Origin of the sequence: Dactylosporangium darangshiense (genome assembly GCF_039537565.1) — a bacterium.
GTDB classification, from domain to species: Bacteria; Actinomycetota; Actinomycetes; order Mycobacteriales; family Micromonosporaceae; genus Dactylosporangium; species Dactylosporangium darangshiense.
This window is the reverse complement of the sequence record NZ_BAABAT010000005.1, coordinates 359,184-373,940: the sequence shown is the minus strand read 5'-3', so window position 1 is coordinate 373,940 and position 14,757 is coordinate 359,184. Positions and strand designations below refer to the sequence as shown.

Below are 14,757 nucleotides of genomic sequence, written 5' to 3'. Positions count from 1 at the left end.
CCCTGACGGTGCCCTCTCGAACTGGACGATAGAAGCCTGAAGAACCTCTATCTTTCCAGCTCGCGGGGGCATCATCGCATCCGGGCCCTCGTGCTCACATCAATCCCATCGGTGGATCAGGGCTGAGCGTCCGCCTCGACGTCGACCTGGGCGACGAAGACCCGTCGTTTCCCGATGTCGACGTCGAGGAGGGCCACTGCTGAACGGAGCCGGGGTCAGTCCACCAGCGCGCCGCCGGACAGGTTGACGACCGCCCCGGTCATGGCTCCGGCGCGGTCCGAGGCCAGGAACGCGGCCGTCTCCGCTATCTCGGAGAGGGTGGGCAGCCTTTTCAGGAGCGTTCCCTGTGCCAGCCCGCCTTCGAGGAACTCCTGGACCGACTGCCCGCCCGCCGCCGCGGCCGGCCGGAAGAGGTCCTTGGTGTAGGAGCCCGCCGCCGGCGCGTCGACGACGGCGTGCGGGCGGATGCCGACGACCCGGATGTTGCCGGGTGCCAGCTCCGCGGCCAGGAGCCGCGAGAACGCCTCCTTGCCGGCGGCGCTCACGCCGTGGCCGAGGATGCCGCCGATGGCCAGCTTGGCGCCCGGCTCGGACAGGGTGAGGATGACGCCGGGACGCTCGCGACCCATGTGCCGCGTCACGGCCTTGCTGGTGATGAACAGCGTCCGCAGGAACCCGTCGATCGGCCGCATGAACTCCTCCAGCGAGAGGTCCGCCAGCAGGGTTCCCTGGTCGTGCATGACGCTCACGGCGTTGACGGCGATGTCGATGCCGCCGGCCGCCTCCGCGATCGCGCCGGCGTGCCGTTCGACCGCCTGTTGGTCGAGCACGTCGACCTGCGCGGTCTCGACCTCCCCGCCCGCGGCGGCGATGTCACCCGCCACGGCGTCGAGCTTCGCCTGCGTCCGCCCGGCGATGAAGACCCGCGCGCCTTCCCGCGCGAACACCCGCGCGATGGCGCCGCCGATCGCGCCCCCGCCTCCGTAGATCACTGCGTTCTTCTTCTCGAGCAGCACGTTTCCTCCAAGCGATTGATTCTTCGGGGTGACTACGCGGTCGCAACGACCGGAGGCTTCAAGAAGCTGGTGGCCCAGGCGGCCAGGATGGAGACCGCCGCGATGACCAGGCCGGTGATCACCGTCGCCGAGGCGGTGGAGGTGCCGATCGCCACGCCGCCGGCGAACGAGCCCAACGCGATGCCCACGTTGGCGGCGGAGGCCGGCAGCGAGGACGCCAGCTGCCCGCCCGAGCCGCGCCAGCCCAGCACCCGGCCGACCAGCGTGCCCAGCGGCACGCCCAGGGCGGTCGACACGAACAGGCCGGAGACGACCACGGAGATCGCCCGGCCCATGCGCTCCGGCGGGACGATCGACATCGCCAGCACGAACCCGACGGCGACGAACAGGCCGTGCAGCGCCCCGATGACGCAGCGCACCGCGACGAACAGGCCGAAGCTGTCGGTCAGCACCGGGACCAGGGTGCAGGCGATGACCAGGACGACCGTGCCGATCAGGATCGTCCGCTTGTTCAGTTTGATCGTCAGTGCGGTCAGGACCGGGCCGCCGATGGCCAGGCCCAGGGCGTAGGCGGTCACCAGCACGCCGGCCGCGCGGATGGAGACCCGCAGGTCGTCGGCGATCAGGTTCAGCAGGCCGACCACGAGCAGTTCGCCGCTGCCCAGCACGAACATCGCCAGGAACAACGCGGCCAGAGCGAGGTTCGTCCTGCCCCGACTCAGCGCCGTCGGCCGAGTACTCAGCTGCATCATGGAATAACACAACCATAGTCAGTTGTAAAAAACAACTAGACCTCATGGTCGTTTAAGATCGCGTTGGAGGAGGAGGGTGGTCATGCCAACCAGCCGGAGCTATCGGGACTCGTGCGGCGTTGCCCGGGCCCTCGACGTCGTCGGCGAGCGGTGGGCCCTGCTGGTCGTCCGCGAGCTGCTGCTGGTGCCGCAACGGTTCTCGGAGCTGCGGCGCTGCCTGCCCAACGTCAGCTCGAACCTGCTGGCGGACCGGCTCCGGGAGCTCGAGCACAACGGGGTGATCCGCCGCGGAACCGCGCCGGCGGAGGGTCAGCAGGTCTACGAACTGACCGAGTGGGGCCGGAAGCTGGAGCCGATCCTGCACGCCCTGGGCAGCTGGGGAACCGACGCACCGCAACCGCCGCTGCCGGCCTCGCTCAGTGCCACGTCCGTGCTCATCTTCCTGCTGGACGCCGCCCGCCCCGACCCCGCGGCGCCGCCGATGACCTGCCGCCTCGAGCTCGACGGCCGGGTCTGGACGGTCCGCCTGGCCTCCGGACGGGTCGAGGTGCAGCCCGGTGAACCCGCGACGGCGGCTGTCTCACTGCGCACCGAGCCCACGACGTTCAGTGCCCTGCTAGCCGATCCGGCCAAACTCGAAACCGCATGCGCCGACGGCAGCGTCACCGTCGTGGGGGACCTGTCGGCCATCGGCCGGCTGTTGCACGCGGTCAGCGACCCGTGGCCCGTCTGAGGCCGTGCATGAGCTGGCCGACGTGCGCCGAAGCGTCGGCCGGGTCGAGGGGGAGGTGGCCGACCAGGAGGCGGTACCAGAAAGGGCCGAAGACCGAGTCCACCGCGTAGTCGACGTCCGTGGTGGCGGGGATTTCGCCGCGGTCGATCGCCCTGTGCAGCAGCGCGGCCACCGTTTCGCGGCGGGTCTGGACCCAGGCGCGGAAGAGCGCCGCGAACGCCGCGTCCAGCTGGGCCTCGGCCATCAAACCCCGCAGGGCCTTCATCCTCGCGGGATAGTGGGTCACGCGGTACAGCTCGGCGACGAACGCCTCCAGGTCGCCCGCCAGGGTGCCGGTGTCCGGCTCCGGCATGCGTTCGGTGATCAGGTGCTGGTACGCCTCCATCACCAGGTCGGCCTTGGAGTTCCACCAACGGTAGATCGTGCTCTTCGCCACCTGGGACCGCGACGCCACGCCCTCGATGGTCACCGCGGCGTAGCCGTCCGCCTCGAGGATCTCGGCGGCGGCTCGTAGGGCGTCGGCCCTCGCGCTCTCGCTGCGCGTCCGGCCGCCCGTGCGCCTCGGGGCGGGGGTTGCGGGCATGGACGTCACCGTAACAAGAGTGGTAGCTTCCTAAATCGAAACGATACGTCGCGTTTCGATTCTATGGAGGGTCAATGGCTGCGATCGTGGTTTCGCATGGGTACGGCGCCGACGACCAGAGCATCTGGTTGCCCTATCTGCGGGGCGCGCTGGAGGAGCTCGGGCACGACGTGCACATTCCGCGCCTGCCGAACAGCTCGGATCCCGATGCCCGCGCCTGGCGGGGCGTGCTCGCCGAGCGCGTCGCGGGGCTGTCGGCGGTGGACACCGTGCTGGTCGGGCACAGCATCGGCGCCGTGAACGTGCTACGGGTGCTCGAAGGCCACGAGGGAGGTGCCTTCGCGGGCGTTGTGCTGGTTGCCGCGCCGGCCTGGTTGCCGCCGGGGTACGAGTCGCTGGCGGGGTTCTTCGCCGAGCCCTTCGACTGGCCGGCGCTGCGCCGGGCCGCACGCCACTATCGGGTGCTGACGGCGCTGGACGATCCGGTGCTGATGCCGCGGCCGGTCGACCATGTCGCCGAGCTCGTCTCCGGGCTCGGCGCCACGGCCGTTGTCACCGCGGCCGGTGCGCACTTCGGCGCCACGCCCGACGACCACATCGAGCTCCCGCGCGCCGTCCGGCTCGTCCTCGAGTGCCTCGCGGACGAGCCGGACGTGACGGCCTCACTCGTTGTGCAGGACCTCGGCGATCGGTAGGCGGGCCGCCCGCCGGGCGGGGAGCAGGGCGCCCAGCACGGCGATCGCCACGCCGCTCAGGGCGAGCGCGATCAGCGGCAACGCGTCCCACACGTCGTACAGCGCCGCCGGGATGTCGATCTTCGCGGCGTCGCCGGCCAGCGGGAGGATCAGGCGGTGGGCCGCCATGCCGACCGGGATGCCGATCGCGCCGGCCAGCAGGCCCAGCGATGCCATCGACGTCACCTCCATGGCCACGACCTGGGTGGGTGTCATGCCGATCGACTTGAGCATGCCCAGGTCGCGGCGGCGTTCGGCGACGTTGAGCAGGACCGTGTTGAAGACGCTCAGCGCCGACACGGTGGCGATCATCAGGGAGAAGGCGATCGAGACGGTGACGACCGAGACGGTGAACGGGTTGCCCAGGGAAGAGGTCGCGGACCAGACGTAGAGACCCGGATCTGCGCTGCGGACGGCGGACGCATAGGCGTCGGACGATGTCTCAGGGGTGATGCGGATCGAGTACATCACCTCGTGCGGCACCAGCTTGTAGTCCGGGGCGAGCGACCTGAAGACCGCCCAGTCGGCGAACAGGTCGCCGTTGCCGATGCCGGCCTCCATCGTCTTGCCGACGATCGTCACGAGCGACTCGCGTCCCTGGTACGTCAGGGTCAGCCGGTCGCCCACCCTCGCCCCGAGGTCGTGCAGGGCGGCCGACGAAGCCACCGCCTCGTCCGGCGCGGACATCCAGCGGCCCTCGATGAGCTGGTCCTGATAGCCCAGCGTCGCCGCGTCGCCGCGCAGGAAGTCGACGTTGAGCGGGTCGGCGTGGCCGGCGGCGGACAGTTGCATGGTCAGGTCGGCGGTGACGTACGTGGCGCCGGGCAGGCCGCGCAGCAGCGCCTCGACCTGCGGGTCGGTGCGGGTCGTCGTGGTCGCGCCCATCGTCGGGTTCTGCGGGCGGACCTGAACCTGGACGGCGTCCGCACGGTCGACGGCGTGGCCGAAGCGGATCACCGACGTGGCCAGGCCGCCGGCGAAGGTGACCGTGATGACGCCCAGGAGCAGCGCGGCCATCGTCAGGCCGGTGCGGCCGGGGCGGGCGAAGGGCAGGCCGAGACCCAGCGAGACCGCGCGCGGCAGGCGGGTGCCGGCCAATGACCGCTGCACGCGCAGGCCGCGGCCGGTCTTCGGGGCGGAGCCGGCGCTGATCGCCTCCGCGGCGGACAGGGAGTGGGCGCGCAGCGCGGGTGCGAGCGCGGTCAGCACGACGAGGGCGGGCACGCCGAGCACGCCGGCGAGCGGGACCCAGCCGCCGGTGGTGACCTCGCCGCCGAAGCCGAGGCCCAGGAAGGCGTTGCGCAGCAGGGGACGCGCGGCCGCGGTGCCGAGCGCGGTGCCGAGGAGCGCGCCGGCGACCGAGGGTACCGTCACCATCACCAGATAGACGAGGACGACCTGGGGCGGGGTGAAGCCCAGGGCCTTGAGCACGCCGATGTGCCGGAAGCCGGAGACGACGGCGCCGCTGACGACGTTCGCGACGATCAGCACCGCGACGACGAGGCCGAGCACGCCGAAGACGACGAGGAACGGCAGCATCGTGCCGGGGCCGGCCGCGACCGCGGCCTTGCGCGTGAGGTACGACTGCGTGCCCTGCAAACCGTCCTGCGGCAGCGCAGCGACGGCCGCGTCGACCTGCGCGGCGGTGGCGGCGGCGCGGAAGCGGTAGAGGACCTGCGCGCCGGTCGGGCCGAGGCGGGCGATCGTGTCGGGGGAGACCCAGGCGTCGGCGGTGTGGGAGACGCTGTACGCCAGGCCGACGATCGTCAGCGCCGGGCGCCCGGGCGCGGCGACCTTCTTGCCCAGGATCTCGGCGGTGAACGCGTCGGCGGTGCCGGGCGTCGCGGGCTCCATGTTCATCACGACCTCGTCCGGGCCGGTGGCCCAGCGGCCGGCCCACGGCACGAGCCGGTCGACGGTGCCACCGGGCTCGGCGCGGCCCACGACGGTGAGCGGCCCGGTCGCCCAGATCGGCGCGGCGTCGGCGGGCACGTCCAGCGTGAGCTCGGGGAACGGGCCGGCGCTCGCCTCCACGCCGGACGCGAGCGCGGGGTCCGTCGTCGAGTACGTCGCGATCACGTGCGGGCCCCGCTGCTGCTCGAAGGCCCGCTCGAACGGTGCGCTGGAGGCGTCGAGCAGCCCGAGCGCGACCACGATCGTGGCCGTCGAGAACAGCGTCACCAGGGCGATGACCAGCGTCTGGAGCCTGCGCCGCCGCACCGCGGCGCGCGCGGCCCGCCACACGGCGCTCATGCGACCTTCCCGTCGGCGAGCTGGACGATGCGGGTCGCGCACCGCTCGGCCAGGGCGCGGTCGTGCGTCACGAGCAGCAGCGTCTGGCCGATCTGGTTGAGGTCGAGCAGCAGGTCCATCACCTGCTCGCCGGAGCGGCTGTCCAGCGCGCCGGTCGGCTCGTCGGCCAGCAGCAGCGCCGGGCGGTTCATCAGCGCCCGCGCGACCGCGACCCGCTGCCGCTCGCCGCCGCTGAGCGTCGCCGGGTAGGCGTTGCGCCGCTCGGCGATGCCCAGCTCGTCGAGGAGCTCCAGCGCGCGCCTGCGCGCCGGGCGCGCCCGCACGCCCATGAGCTGCGCGGCCAGCGCGACGTTGTCCAGCGCCGGCAGGTCGTCGAGCAGGTTGAAGAACTGGAAGATCATGCCGATGCGCCGGCGGCGGAACAGCGCCAGGCCGGTCTCGCTGAGCTTGCCGAGGTCCTCGTCGTGCACCTCGACGGTGCCGGCGGTCGGCCGGTCGAGCCCGGCGATCATGTTGAGCAGCGTGGACTTCCCGCAGCCCGAGGGCCCCATGACGGCGACCGCCTCGCCCGCCTCGATGCGCAGCGAGACTCCGTCGAGGGCGGTCGTGCCGCCATATTCCTTGCGCACCCCGTCCAGGCGCACCACCGTGGTCATGACCAAAAGCTATGGCAGTGGTACCCCATGAGCGTCCGCCGCCGGATGCAACGCACCGCGCCCCGTCATCCTGCGGATGTACGCGGCTGGAACCGGGGACGGATGCGGCGAGCGCGCGCCGTCTGGGATCGTGGCTGGGTGATGGTCCTCGTCGCGGTGCTGGTGGCGGCGTGCGCGCTGGTCGCCGCCGCGCTGTTCGGCGCCGCGGCCGCGCGGGCGCGGCGACGGCACCGCCTGGCGCTCGAGGAGCGGGGCTGGCTGCTGGAGCGGGAGCGGCAGGTCGCCGCGCGCGTCGCCGTCGGCGCCGAGCGCGCCCGCATCGCCCGGGAGCTGCACGACATCGTGAGCCACAACGTGAGCGTGATGGTGGTGCAGGCCGGCGCCGCGCGGGAGGTGCTCGCCGCGGCCGGCGCCGACGTGCCGCCCGACGTCACCGGTGCGCTCGCCGCGGTCGAGGGCGCGGGGCGCGACGCGCTCAAGGAGCTGCGGCACCTGCTCGGGCTGCTCGCGCCGGCGCCGGACGGCGACGACGACGAAGCGGACGAAGGCGACGCCGTCGAGTACTTCGCGCCGCAGCAGGGCCTCGACGGGCTCAGCCGGCTCGTCGACCGCATCGCGTTCGCCGGGCTGCCGGTGGACGTGCGCATCGGCGGCGAACCGCGGGCGCTGCCGGCGGGGATCGACGTCACGGCGTACCGAATCATCCAGGAGGCCCTGACCAATGCCCTCAAGCACGGCCGGGCCGACCGCGCGGAGGTGGACGTGCGCTACGCCGAGCGCTACCTGCGCATCGAGGTGCTGAACACGGGCCCGAGCGTGCTGTCCGGTCGCGCGGCGGCGCCCAGCGCGCCGCAGGGCGCCGGGCGTGGGCTGCTGGGCCTGCGGGAGCGGGTCGCGGTCTACGGCGGCGACCTCGACGCCAGCAGGCGCCTCGGCGGCGGCTTCCGCGTCCGCGCCCGCATCCCCCTGGACCCCGCATGAGCGGTCCGGAGCGAAGCGGAGGTGACGGCGTCAGCGGACCGGGGCGAAGCGGAGGTGACGGCGTGAGCGCGCCCGAGGCGGGGCCGCGCGTGCTCATCGCCGACGACCAGGCGCTGGTGCGCACCGGCTTCCGGATGATCCTCAACGCGCGCGGCGTCGAGGTGGTCGGCGAGGCGGCCGACGGCGTGGAGGCGGTCTCGGCGGCGCAGCGGCTGCGGCCCGACGTGATCCTGATGGACATCCGGATGCCCAACCTCGACGGCCTCGCCGCCACCCGGCAGATCCTCGCCCGGCTGCCGCGGTGCCGGGTCATCATGCTCACGACGTTCGACCTGGACCGCTACGTCTACGCCGCGCTGGCCGCCGGGGCGAGCGGCTTCCTGCTCAAGGACGTGACCCCGGAGCATCTGGCGAATGCGGTACGCCTCGTCGGCACCGGCGACGCCCTGCTCGCCCCGTCCATCACGCGCCGGCTGGTCGAGCGCTTCGCCGCGGCGGACGGCCCGGCGCCGCTGCACCGCGACCTCGGGCCGCTGACACCGCGCGAGCTGGAGGTGCTGACCCTGCTCGGCCACGGGCTGTCCAACGCCGAGCTGGCCCGGGAGCTGACGCTGTCGGAGGCCACGGTGAAGACCCATGTGGCGCGGATCTTCACCAAGCTCGAGCTGCGCGACCGCGCCCAGGCGGTCGTCCTGGCGTACGAGACCGGTCTCGTCCGCCCGCGCGGCGGCGCGGGGGAGTAGCACGCGCCGAGGGGCGGCCCCGCATCCCGGAGCCGCCCCTCGCCGCGTGCTTTCGTCAGCCGACGCGGGAGTACACCTGGAACTCCCACAGTGAGTAGCCGTACTGCGTTGCGCGCTGCGTGCCGTACATGCGCACGTAGCGGCCGGAGGCGGTCACGTCGAGCGTCTGCACGCCGCCGGTCCCGGTGGTGGTGTTGTAGACCGTCGTCCAGCTCAGCCCGTCCAGCGACGTCTGGACCTGGAACGCCCGCGCGTAGGCGGCCTCCCAGTTCAGCCCGATCCGGCAGATGTTCTGCGTCGAACCCAGGTCGACCTGCAGCCACTGCGGGTCGCTCGCCGCGCTCGACCAGCGGGTGCCGGTGTTGCCGTCGACCGCGCTGGTCGCCGGGAAGGTGGCGTTCTGCTGCGAGGAGGCGGTCGCCGGGCGCCCGAGCGCCATGTTGGCGGTGCCGCAGCTGTTACCGGTGCCGGTGGAGTACACCTCGAACTCCCACAGCGAGTAGCCGTATGCGGTGGCGCGCTGGGTGCCGTACATGCGGATGTAGCGCCCGGAGCCGGTCACGTCGAGCGTCTGCACGCCGCCGGTGCCGGTCGTGGTGCTGTAGATCGTCGTCCACGATGCGTTGTCGGTGGACGTCTGGATCTGGAACGCCTTGCCGTAGGCGGCCTCCCAGTTGAGCACCACCTTGCAGATCGAGTACGACGCGCCGAGGTCGATGGTGATCCACTGCGGGTCGCTGAAGGCGCTCGACCAGCGGGTGTTCGGGTTGCCGTCGATCGCGTTCGGCGGCGCGTAGCCGCCCTCCTGCCCCGACGCGGTGGCGTGGCCGGTGCGGGCGACATTGGTGGTACCGCAGGTCGGCCCCTGCCCCGGGTTCACCGTCCACGTGAACGTCGCGGTGCCCGCGGCGCCGGTCGTGTCGGTGGCGGTGACGTTCACGTTGTAGGTGCCGGCCGCGTTCGGTCCGCCGCTGATGACGCCGGTCGCGGCGTTGATCGACAGGCCCGGCGGCAGGCCGGTTGCGGAGTACGTGAGCGTCTGCCCGGCCGCCGAGTCGGTCGCCTGGATGGGCAGGTTCACGAAGTTGCCGACGGCGTGGGTCTGGTTGCCCGGGTTGGTGACGGTCACCGTGTTGCCGGGGTTGGTCCCGTTCGGCACCGTCCACTGCTGCTGCGCCGAGCCGTTGCAGGTCTCGATGACCAGCCGCGCGGCGGTGTTGCCGCCCGGGTCGGACAGGCACAGGCCGGAGTTGGGGTTGACGAGCGTGCCGTTGGCCTGGCGCGTCCACACCTGCGCATTGCTCTGGTTGCAGGGATACCAGTCCACGTTGGTACCGCTGGTGCGCCCCGCGGCCACAACGTCCAGACAGCCGCCCTGGACCCGCACCGTGTTGTCGGAGTAGGTGGTCCACTGCTGCCCGGCGGTACCGTTGCAGGCCGACACGCCCATCGGGTTGCCCGACGTGTTGAGCGAGTTCTGGTTGGTCAGGCACAGGCCGTTGATGCCCTTCACCTGTCCGGTGCCGGTCGGCGTCGCCGTGGGCGTGGTGTTGCCGCCCTGCTCGTAGACGGCCACGTAGGCCACGCTCATCGAGCCGCCGGAGGTGGTGGCCGCGGTCGGGGTCGTCTGCCCGGAGATCCCGTCGGGGTAGTTCCCGCCGATGGCCAGGTCGAAGATGATGAAGAACCCGTGGTCGATCGCCTGCTGCCAGGCCGAGGTGCCGACCTGCGCCTGGGTGATCGTGCTCTCGACCACGCCGTCCATCAGGAACTGCAGCGACTCGGCGCTGGTGTTCGTGCGGTCGACGATGACGGAGTAGGTGTGGTAGCCGCTCTGGCAGGTCGAGCCGGCCGCCGGGCAGGGAATCAGCCCGTGCCCCTGGCTCCCGGCCGCGTGGTGCAGCGTCTGCGAGGCCTGGTTGAGGGCGTTGACGTCCTCCATCATGTCGATCTCGCCGGACTGCGGCCAGCCGCCGCCGACGCGCATCGGCGAGCCCAGCGCCCAGAACGCCGGCCAGTACCCCAGCCCGCCGGCCGGGTCCGGCTGCTTGATCGACGCCGTCATCTGCAGCTTGCCGCCGGCCGGGGCGGCGAAGTCGGCGCGGGTGCTCTCGATGCGCCCCGAGGTCCAGGTGCCACCGTTGTTGAGGGCCTTGATGACCAGGTGGCCGGTGCCGTCGAGGTACACGTTCTGCGTGGAGCTGGTGGTGTGCTCCTTCTCGCCGGTGCCGAACCCGGTGCCGATGTCGTAGAACCAGTTGTCCGACGACGGCGGCGCACCGGCGTTCCCGGCGAAGTCATCGCCGAACACGGTGGTCCAGCCGGACGGCGCCGGCGGCACCGTCTCGGCAACCGCGGCCGGCGCGGCAACCGTGACGGCGGACGCAACGCCGACCAGGCACCCGGCGATCAGGGTGAGTGCGGACAGGCTTCTAGCGGTGGACACGATGCCTCACCTTCAGCGCTTCTAGTCACATGGCGGGGTGGAGAGAGCGCTCTCCCATCGATGAAAGCGAGTGCGTCACGTTCGTGTCAAGCCGTTGCCAATGCCTTTGCCATAGGGTCTTCTACGTGACCTTCGTCCTGGCAGGCCGCACGGCGAGCGAGATCTCCACCGCCGTCGAGACCGGCGTGCGCTCCGGCGACCTGCCGCCCGGCGCCGCCCTGCCCCCGATCCGGGCGGCGGCGACCCAGCTCGGGGTCAGCCCGGCAACGGTGGCGGCGGCGTACCAGTCACTGCGCCAGCGCGGCATCGCCGAGTCCGCGGGCCGCCAGGGCACCCGCGTGCGCCCACGCCCCTCCGTCGCGTCCGCGCGCGGCCGTTTCCGCCTGGAGGTACCGCCGGGCGTGCTGGACCTGGCCTCCGGCGCCCCCGACCCGCGCCTGCTGCCCGACCTCGCACCCGCCTTCGCGGCCCTCGCCGCCGCGCCCGCGCCCACCGGGTACGCCGGCGGCACCGGCCACCCACCGCTGCGCGCCAAGGCTCGTGAACTGCTGACGCGCGACGGCATCGACGCGACCGAGCTCGCCGTGGTCGGCGGCGCGCTGGACGGCATCGAGCGGCTGCTCGGCGCGCATCTGCTGCCCGGCGACCGGGTCGCCGTCGAGGACCCTGGCTGGGCCAACCTGCTGGATTTGGTCGCCGCCCTGGGCCTGCGTCCGGTCCCCGTCCCCGTCGACGAGTCCGGCCCCGACCCGCAGCGCCTGGCCGATGCGCTGCGCGGCGGCGCCCGCGCCGTGGTCGTGACCAGCCGTGCGCACAACCCGACCGGCGCCAGCGTCACCGCCGAGCGCGCCGCCGATCTGCGCGCCGCCCTCGCCCCGCATCCCGGAGTCCTCGTCATCGAGGACGACCATGCCGCCGAGCTCTCTGTCGAGCCGCTGCATCCGCTGTCCGGCGCCACCGAGGCGTGGGGGTTCGTCCGCTCGGTCAGCAAGCCTTACGGCCCCGATCTGCGCCTGGCCGTCGTGGCGGGCGACGCGACGAGCATCGCGAGGCTGACCGGCCGCCAGCGCCTCGGGACCGGCTGGGTCTCGCTGATCCTGCAGCGCCTTGTCGCCGCACTGTGGTCCGATCCGGCGGTCGCCTCGACCGTGGCCGCTGCGCGCGACGAGTACGAGGCGCGGCGCACCGGCCTGGTGACCGCGCTGCGCGAGCGCGGGCTTCCCGTCACGGGCCGGACCGGCATCAACGTGTGGCTCTCGGTTCCGGATGAGACGGTTGCCGTGGCGCGGCTGCGGGAGTCCGGTTACGCGGTGGCGCCGGGGGCGTTGTACCGCATCAACACCCCGCCGGCCGTGCGCATCACGATCGCGGCCCTGGACCTGCCCGCGATCCCCGCCCTGGCCGACGCCGCCGCACACGCCGCGTCCGGCTCGCTGCCCACTCCGGCGGCCTGACTCAGCAGTGGTTTGACCAGGCAGGTTCAAGGGGTCATCGCAACGGCTCGAGCGAGTCGACAGAATACGTCGATTCGATCGAGGGAGATGTGATGAGGCCTCATCTGACGATGGACCAACGCCAGTGGAAGCCGATGCGGAGGGTCGGCGTCGTAGAGGCGGGCCGCTTCGCGCGCCAGGCCGACCGATACACGTTTCCGGCGCGGCGGGTCGTCCGCTATTGCTGTTGACTCTCGGCCACCCGGCGGGGCATCTCGGGCTCGTTCGTGTCCGTGCGGTTCCGCGAAGATGTCGTCGTTGTTTTGTCGCCGTAGCTCATGAGGCCGGAGCGCCGCTCTGATAAAGAGGGTCTGCCGCCCGAGATGGGGTGGCTGACCAGCTGGCGAGGAGTTTGAGTCGGTCTTCGGATGCGGTGCCGGGTTCGGCGGTGTAGATGATCAGGTTGTGCACGGCTCGGCTGGACAGGGGCAGGTCGAGGTGCTGGAAGGTCAGTTCCAGGTGGCCGACCTCGGGGTGCTGGAGTCGTTTGATGCCGTCGTGGCGGATCAGGACGTCGTGCGCGGCCCATTGGTCGCGGAACTCCGGGCTGAGGGTGGACAGCTCGCCGATGAGGTCGCGCAGCGCCCGGTCGCGGGGCTCGCGAGCGGCCTCGGCGCGCAGCAGGGCGGCGGTGGCGTTGCCGGCGGCGTCCCAGTCGACGAAGAAGTCGTGTGCGGCGGGGTCGAGGAAGATGTAGCGGGCGATGTTGGGGCGGCCGCGCTTGTCGATGGTGGCGCTGTCGAACATCGGCGCGTACAGGGCTCGGGCCAGGGGGTTGCTGGCGATGACGTCCGTGCGGCCGTTGCGTACGAACGCCGAGGACATCGTCATGGAGTCGAGCAGCCACTGGACTCGGGGCGGGACCTCGACGTCCCGGCGACGCGATGGCGTGCGACTCCCGGCCCGCGATGACTGGGCCAGGTCGAACAGGTAGGTGCGTTCGTCGTCGTCCAGTCGCAGGGCGCGGGCGACCGCGTCGAGGACGTCTTCGGACACGCCGCCGATGTGACCCTTTTCCAGCCGCGTGTACCACTCTGTGCTCACGCCGGCGAGGACGGCGACCTCCTCGCGCCGCAGCCCGGCGACCCGGCGACGGGTGCTGGTCGGCAGTCCGGCCTGCGCCGGGGTGATTTTGGCGCGTCGGCCGGCGAGGAAGTCCCGGATCTCGCCGCGGTTTCCGGGCTGCTGGTCCATGTCCTTCACGGTATCCGCCGGTCGCGGCGCGAGCGGGGGTAGAGGTTGTACCCCCATAAACGCGACCTTCTCCGGTAGCGGCGATCGCGGTCTTCTGGGATCGAACGCGTAATGGAGGTAGGGGACATGACGAGCAAGACGCTGACAGTGCCGGCTGTGGCGCTGGGCACGTGGGCCTGGGGAGACAGCGGCGAGGCGGGCGACGGCTATTTCGGCAGTCAGCTGACCGCGTCCGGCCTGCGCGAGGTCGTCGAGAAGGCGCAAGCGAACGGGTTCACCTTGTGGGACACCGCGGTGGTGTACGGCATGGGTCACTCGGAGACGGTCCTCGCTCAGGCGCTGAAGGGCTACGCCCGCAGCGAGTACCAGCTGTCGACGAAGTTCACCCCGCAGGCCGCGGGCGACGGCGACGATCCGGTCGCGGAGATGCTGGAGCAGAGCCTCGACCGATTGGGTACGGAATATGTGGATCTGTACTGGATCCACAACCCCGCCGACGTGGCCCGCTGGACGCCGCTTCTGATTCCGGTGCTGCGGAGCGGCAAGATCAAGCATGTCGGCGTCTCGAACCACAACATGAAGGAGATCGCTCTTGCCGACCAGATCCTCGGCGAGGCCGGCTTTCGCGTGGAGGCGGTCCAGAACCACTACAGTCTCCTGTACCGGAGCTCCGAGCGCGCGGGCATTCTCGATCATTGCCGCGAGCACGACATGCGGTTCTTTTCCTACATGGTCCTCGAGCAGGGAGCGCTGACCGGCAGGTACGGCCCGGCCCATCCGTTGCCGGCGGGCAGCAACCGGGCGGCCGCGTACAACGGCATCCTGCCCAAGCTCCAGGTGCTGACGGACAGGATGGGGGCGATCGGCGGGGACCGAGGCGCGTCCGCCGCCGACGTCGCCACCGCCTGGGCCATCGCCAAGGGGACCACCCCGATCATCGGCGTCACGAAGGCGAGTTACATCGACGGGTTGGTCCGAGCTCGCGGCATCGAGCTCGCCGACGAGGAGATCGCGGAGCTGGAGGCGCTGGCGGACGCCGCGGACGTCGACACGCGCGGCTGGTGGGAGCACGAGATGTAGCAAGCACTATCTCCCCCGTTGTGGAGTCCAGTCGTCGAGGTCGTCGGGCCAGGGTGCGGGGCGCCGTTGTCGTCCAGAGGCCAGTTTCGGCGT

13 protein-coding genes are annotated in these 14,757 nt (G+C 71.8%); 6 read left to right on the top strand and 7 right to left on the bottom strand.

The genetic code is table 11. The features are described 5' to 3' along the window. Positions 1-215: 215 nt before the first annotated feature. Together ABD901_RS13995 and ABD901_RS13990 are read right to left on the bottom strand one after the other, a co-directional pair. A complete protein-coding gene (locus ABD901_RS13995) occupies positions 216-1,016 on the bottom strand; it encodes an SDR family NAD(P)-dependent oxidoreductase (RefSeq protein ID WP_345125528.1) in 801 nt (266 codons plus the stop codon). Between the two features lie 32 nt (positions 1,017-1,048). Next, positions 1,049-1,768: an MFS transporter gene (locus ABD901_RS13990; RefSeq protein ID WP_345125525.1), complete on the bottom strand. Its 720-nt coding sequence runs from the start codon at positions 1,766-1,768 to the stop codon at positions 1,049-1,051. 82 nt (positions 1,769-1,850) lie between these two features. Between ABD901_RS13990 and ABD901_RS13985 the strand changes: the two genes are divergently transcribed. Beyond that, complete coding sequence (locus ABD901_RS13985) at positions 1,851-2,501, top strand: winged helix-turn-helix transcriptional regulator (protein ID WP_345125522.1); 651 nt, start codon at positions 1,851-1,853, stop codon at positions 2,499-2,501. Here the strand turns inward: ABD901_RS13985 and ABD901_RS13980 are convergent. After that, complete coding sequence (locus ABD901_RS13980) at positions 2,479-3,084, bottom strand: TetR/AcrR family transcriptional regulator (RefSeq protein WP_345125519.1); 606 nt, start codon at positions 3,082-3,084, stop codon at positions 2,479-2,481. The genes ABD901_RS13985 and ABD901_RS13980 overlap by 23 nt on opposite strands. A gap of 74 nt (positions 3,085-3,158) precedes the next feature. On the opposite strand from ABD901_RS13980, the gene ABD901_RS13975 reads away from it, so the two are divergent. Next, positions 3,159-3,779, top strand: coding sequence for an alpha/beta hydrolase (locus ABD901_RS13975; RefSeq protein WP_345125515.1), 621 nt, complete (start codon positions 3,159-3,161; stop codon positions 3,777-3,779). On the opposite strand, the gene ABD901_RS13970 is transcribed toward ABD901_RS13975, so the two are convergent. Next, the gene (locus tag ABD901_RS13970) at positions 3,747-6,071 is read right to left on the bottom strand and encodes an ABC transporter permease (RefSeq protein ID WP_345125511.1); all 2,325 of its coding nucleotides are present in this window, start codon (positions 6,069-6,071) and stop codon (positions 3,747-3,749) included. The two genes, ABD901_RS13975 and ABD901_RS13970, sit on opposite strands and share 33 nt — an antisense overlap. Then, a complete protein-coding gene (locus ABD901_RS13965) occupies positions 6,068-6,727 on the bottom strand; it encodes an ABC transporter ATP-binding protein (RefSeq protein ID WP_345125508.1) in 660 nt (219 codons plus the stop codon). The genes ABD901_RS13970 and ABD901_RS13965 overlap by 4 nt, the downstream gene beginning before the upstream one ends. A 141-nt stretch (positions 6,728-6,868) precedes the next feature. Here ABD901_RS13965 and ABD901_RS13960 point away from each other — a divergent pair, with 141 nt between their 5' ends. Continuing rightward, positions 6,869-7,708 carry a sensor histidine kinase gene (locus ABD901_RS13960; RefSeq protein WP_345125599.1) on the top strand — a complete coding sequence of 280 codons (840 nt, stop codon included), beginning with the start codon at positions 6,869-6,871 and terminating at the stop codon, positions 7,706-7,708. 62 nt (positions 7,709-7,770) lie between these two features. Further along, positions 7,771-8,451, top strand: a complete 681-nt coding sequence (locus ABD901_RS13955; RefSeq protein WP_345125503.1) for a response regulator — start codon at positions 7,771-7,773, stop codon at positions 8,449-8,451. A 55-nt stretch (positions 8,452-8,506) separates the two neighbouring features. Here ABD901_RS13955 and ABD901_RS13950 read toward each other — a convergent pair whose 3' ends face one another. Further along, a complete protein-coding gene (locus ABD901_RS13950) occupies positions 8,507-10,897 on the bottom strand; it encodes a discoidin domain-containing protein (RefSeq protein WP_345125498.1) in 2,391 nt (796 codons plus the stop codon). Positions 10,898-11,022: 125 nt separating this feature from the next. Between ABD901_RS13950 and ABD901_RS13945 the strand changes: the two genes are divergently transcribed. Then, positions 11,023-12,351: an aminotransferase class I/II-fold pyridoxal phosphate-dependent enzyme gene (locus ABD901_RS13945; protein ID WP_345125495.1), complete on the top strand. Its 1,329-nt coding sequence runs from the start codon at positions 11,023-11,025 to the stop codon at positions 12,349-12,351. A gap of 315 nt (positions 12,352-12,666) precedes the next feature. Here ABD901_RS13945 and ABD901_RS13940 read toward each other — a convergent pair whose 3' ends face one another. Continuing rightward, positions 12,667-13,584, bottom strand: a complete 918-nt coding sequence (locus tag ABD901_RS13940) for a helix-turn-helix transcriptional regulator (RefSeq protein ID WP_345125491.1) — start codon at positions 13,582-13,584, stop codon at positions 12,667-12,669. Positions 13,585-13,710: 126 nt separating this feature from the next. Between ABD901_RS13940 and ABD901_RS13935 the strand changes: the two genes are divergently transcribed. After that, positions 13,711-14,664 (top strand): aldo/keto reductase, encoded by a 954-nt coding sequence (locus ABD901_RS13935; RefSeq protein WP_345125488.1) that lies wholly within the window; start codon positions 13,711-13,713, stop codon positions 14,662-14,664. Positions 14,665-14,757: the final 93 nt, after the last annotated feature.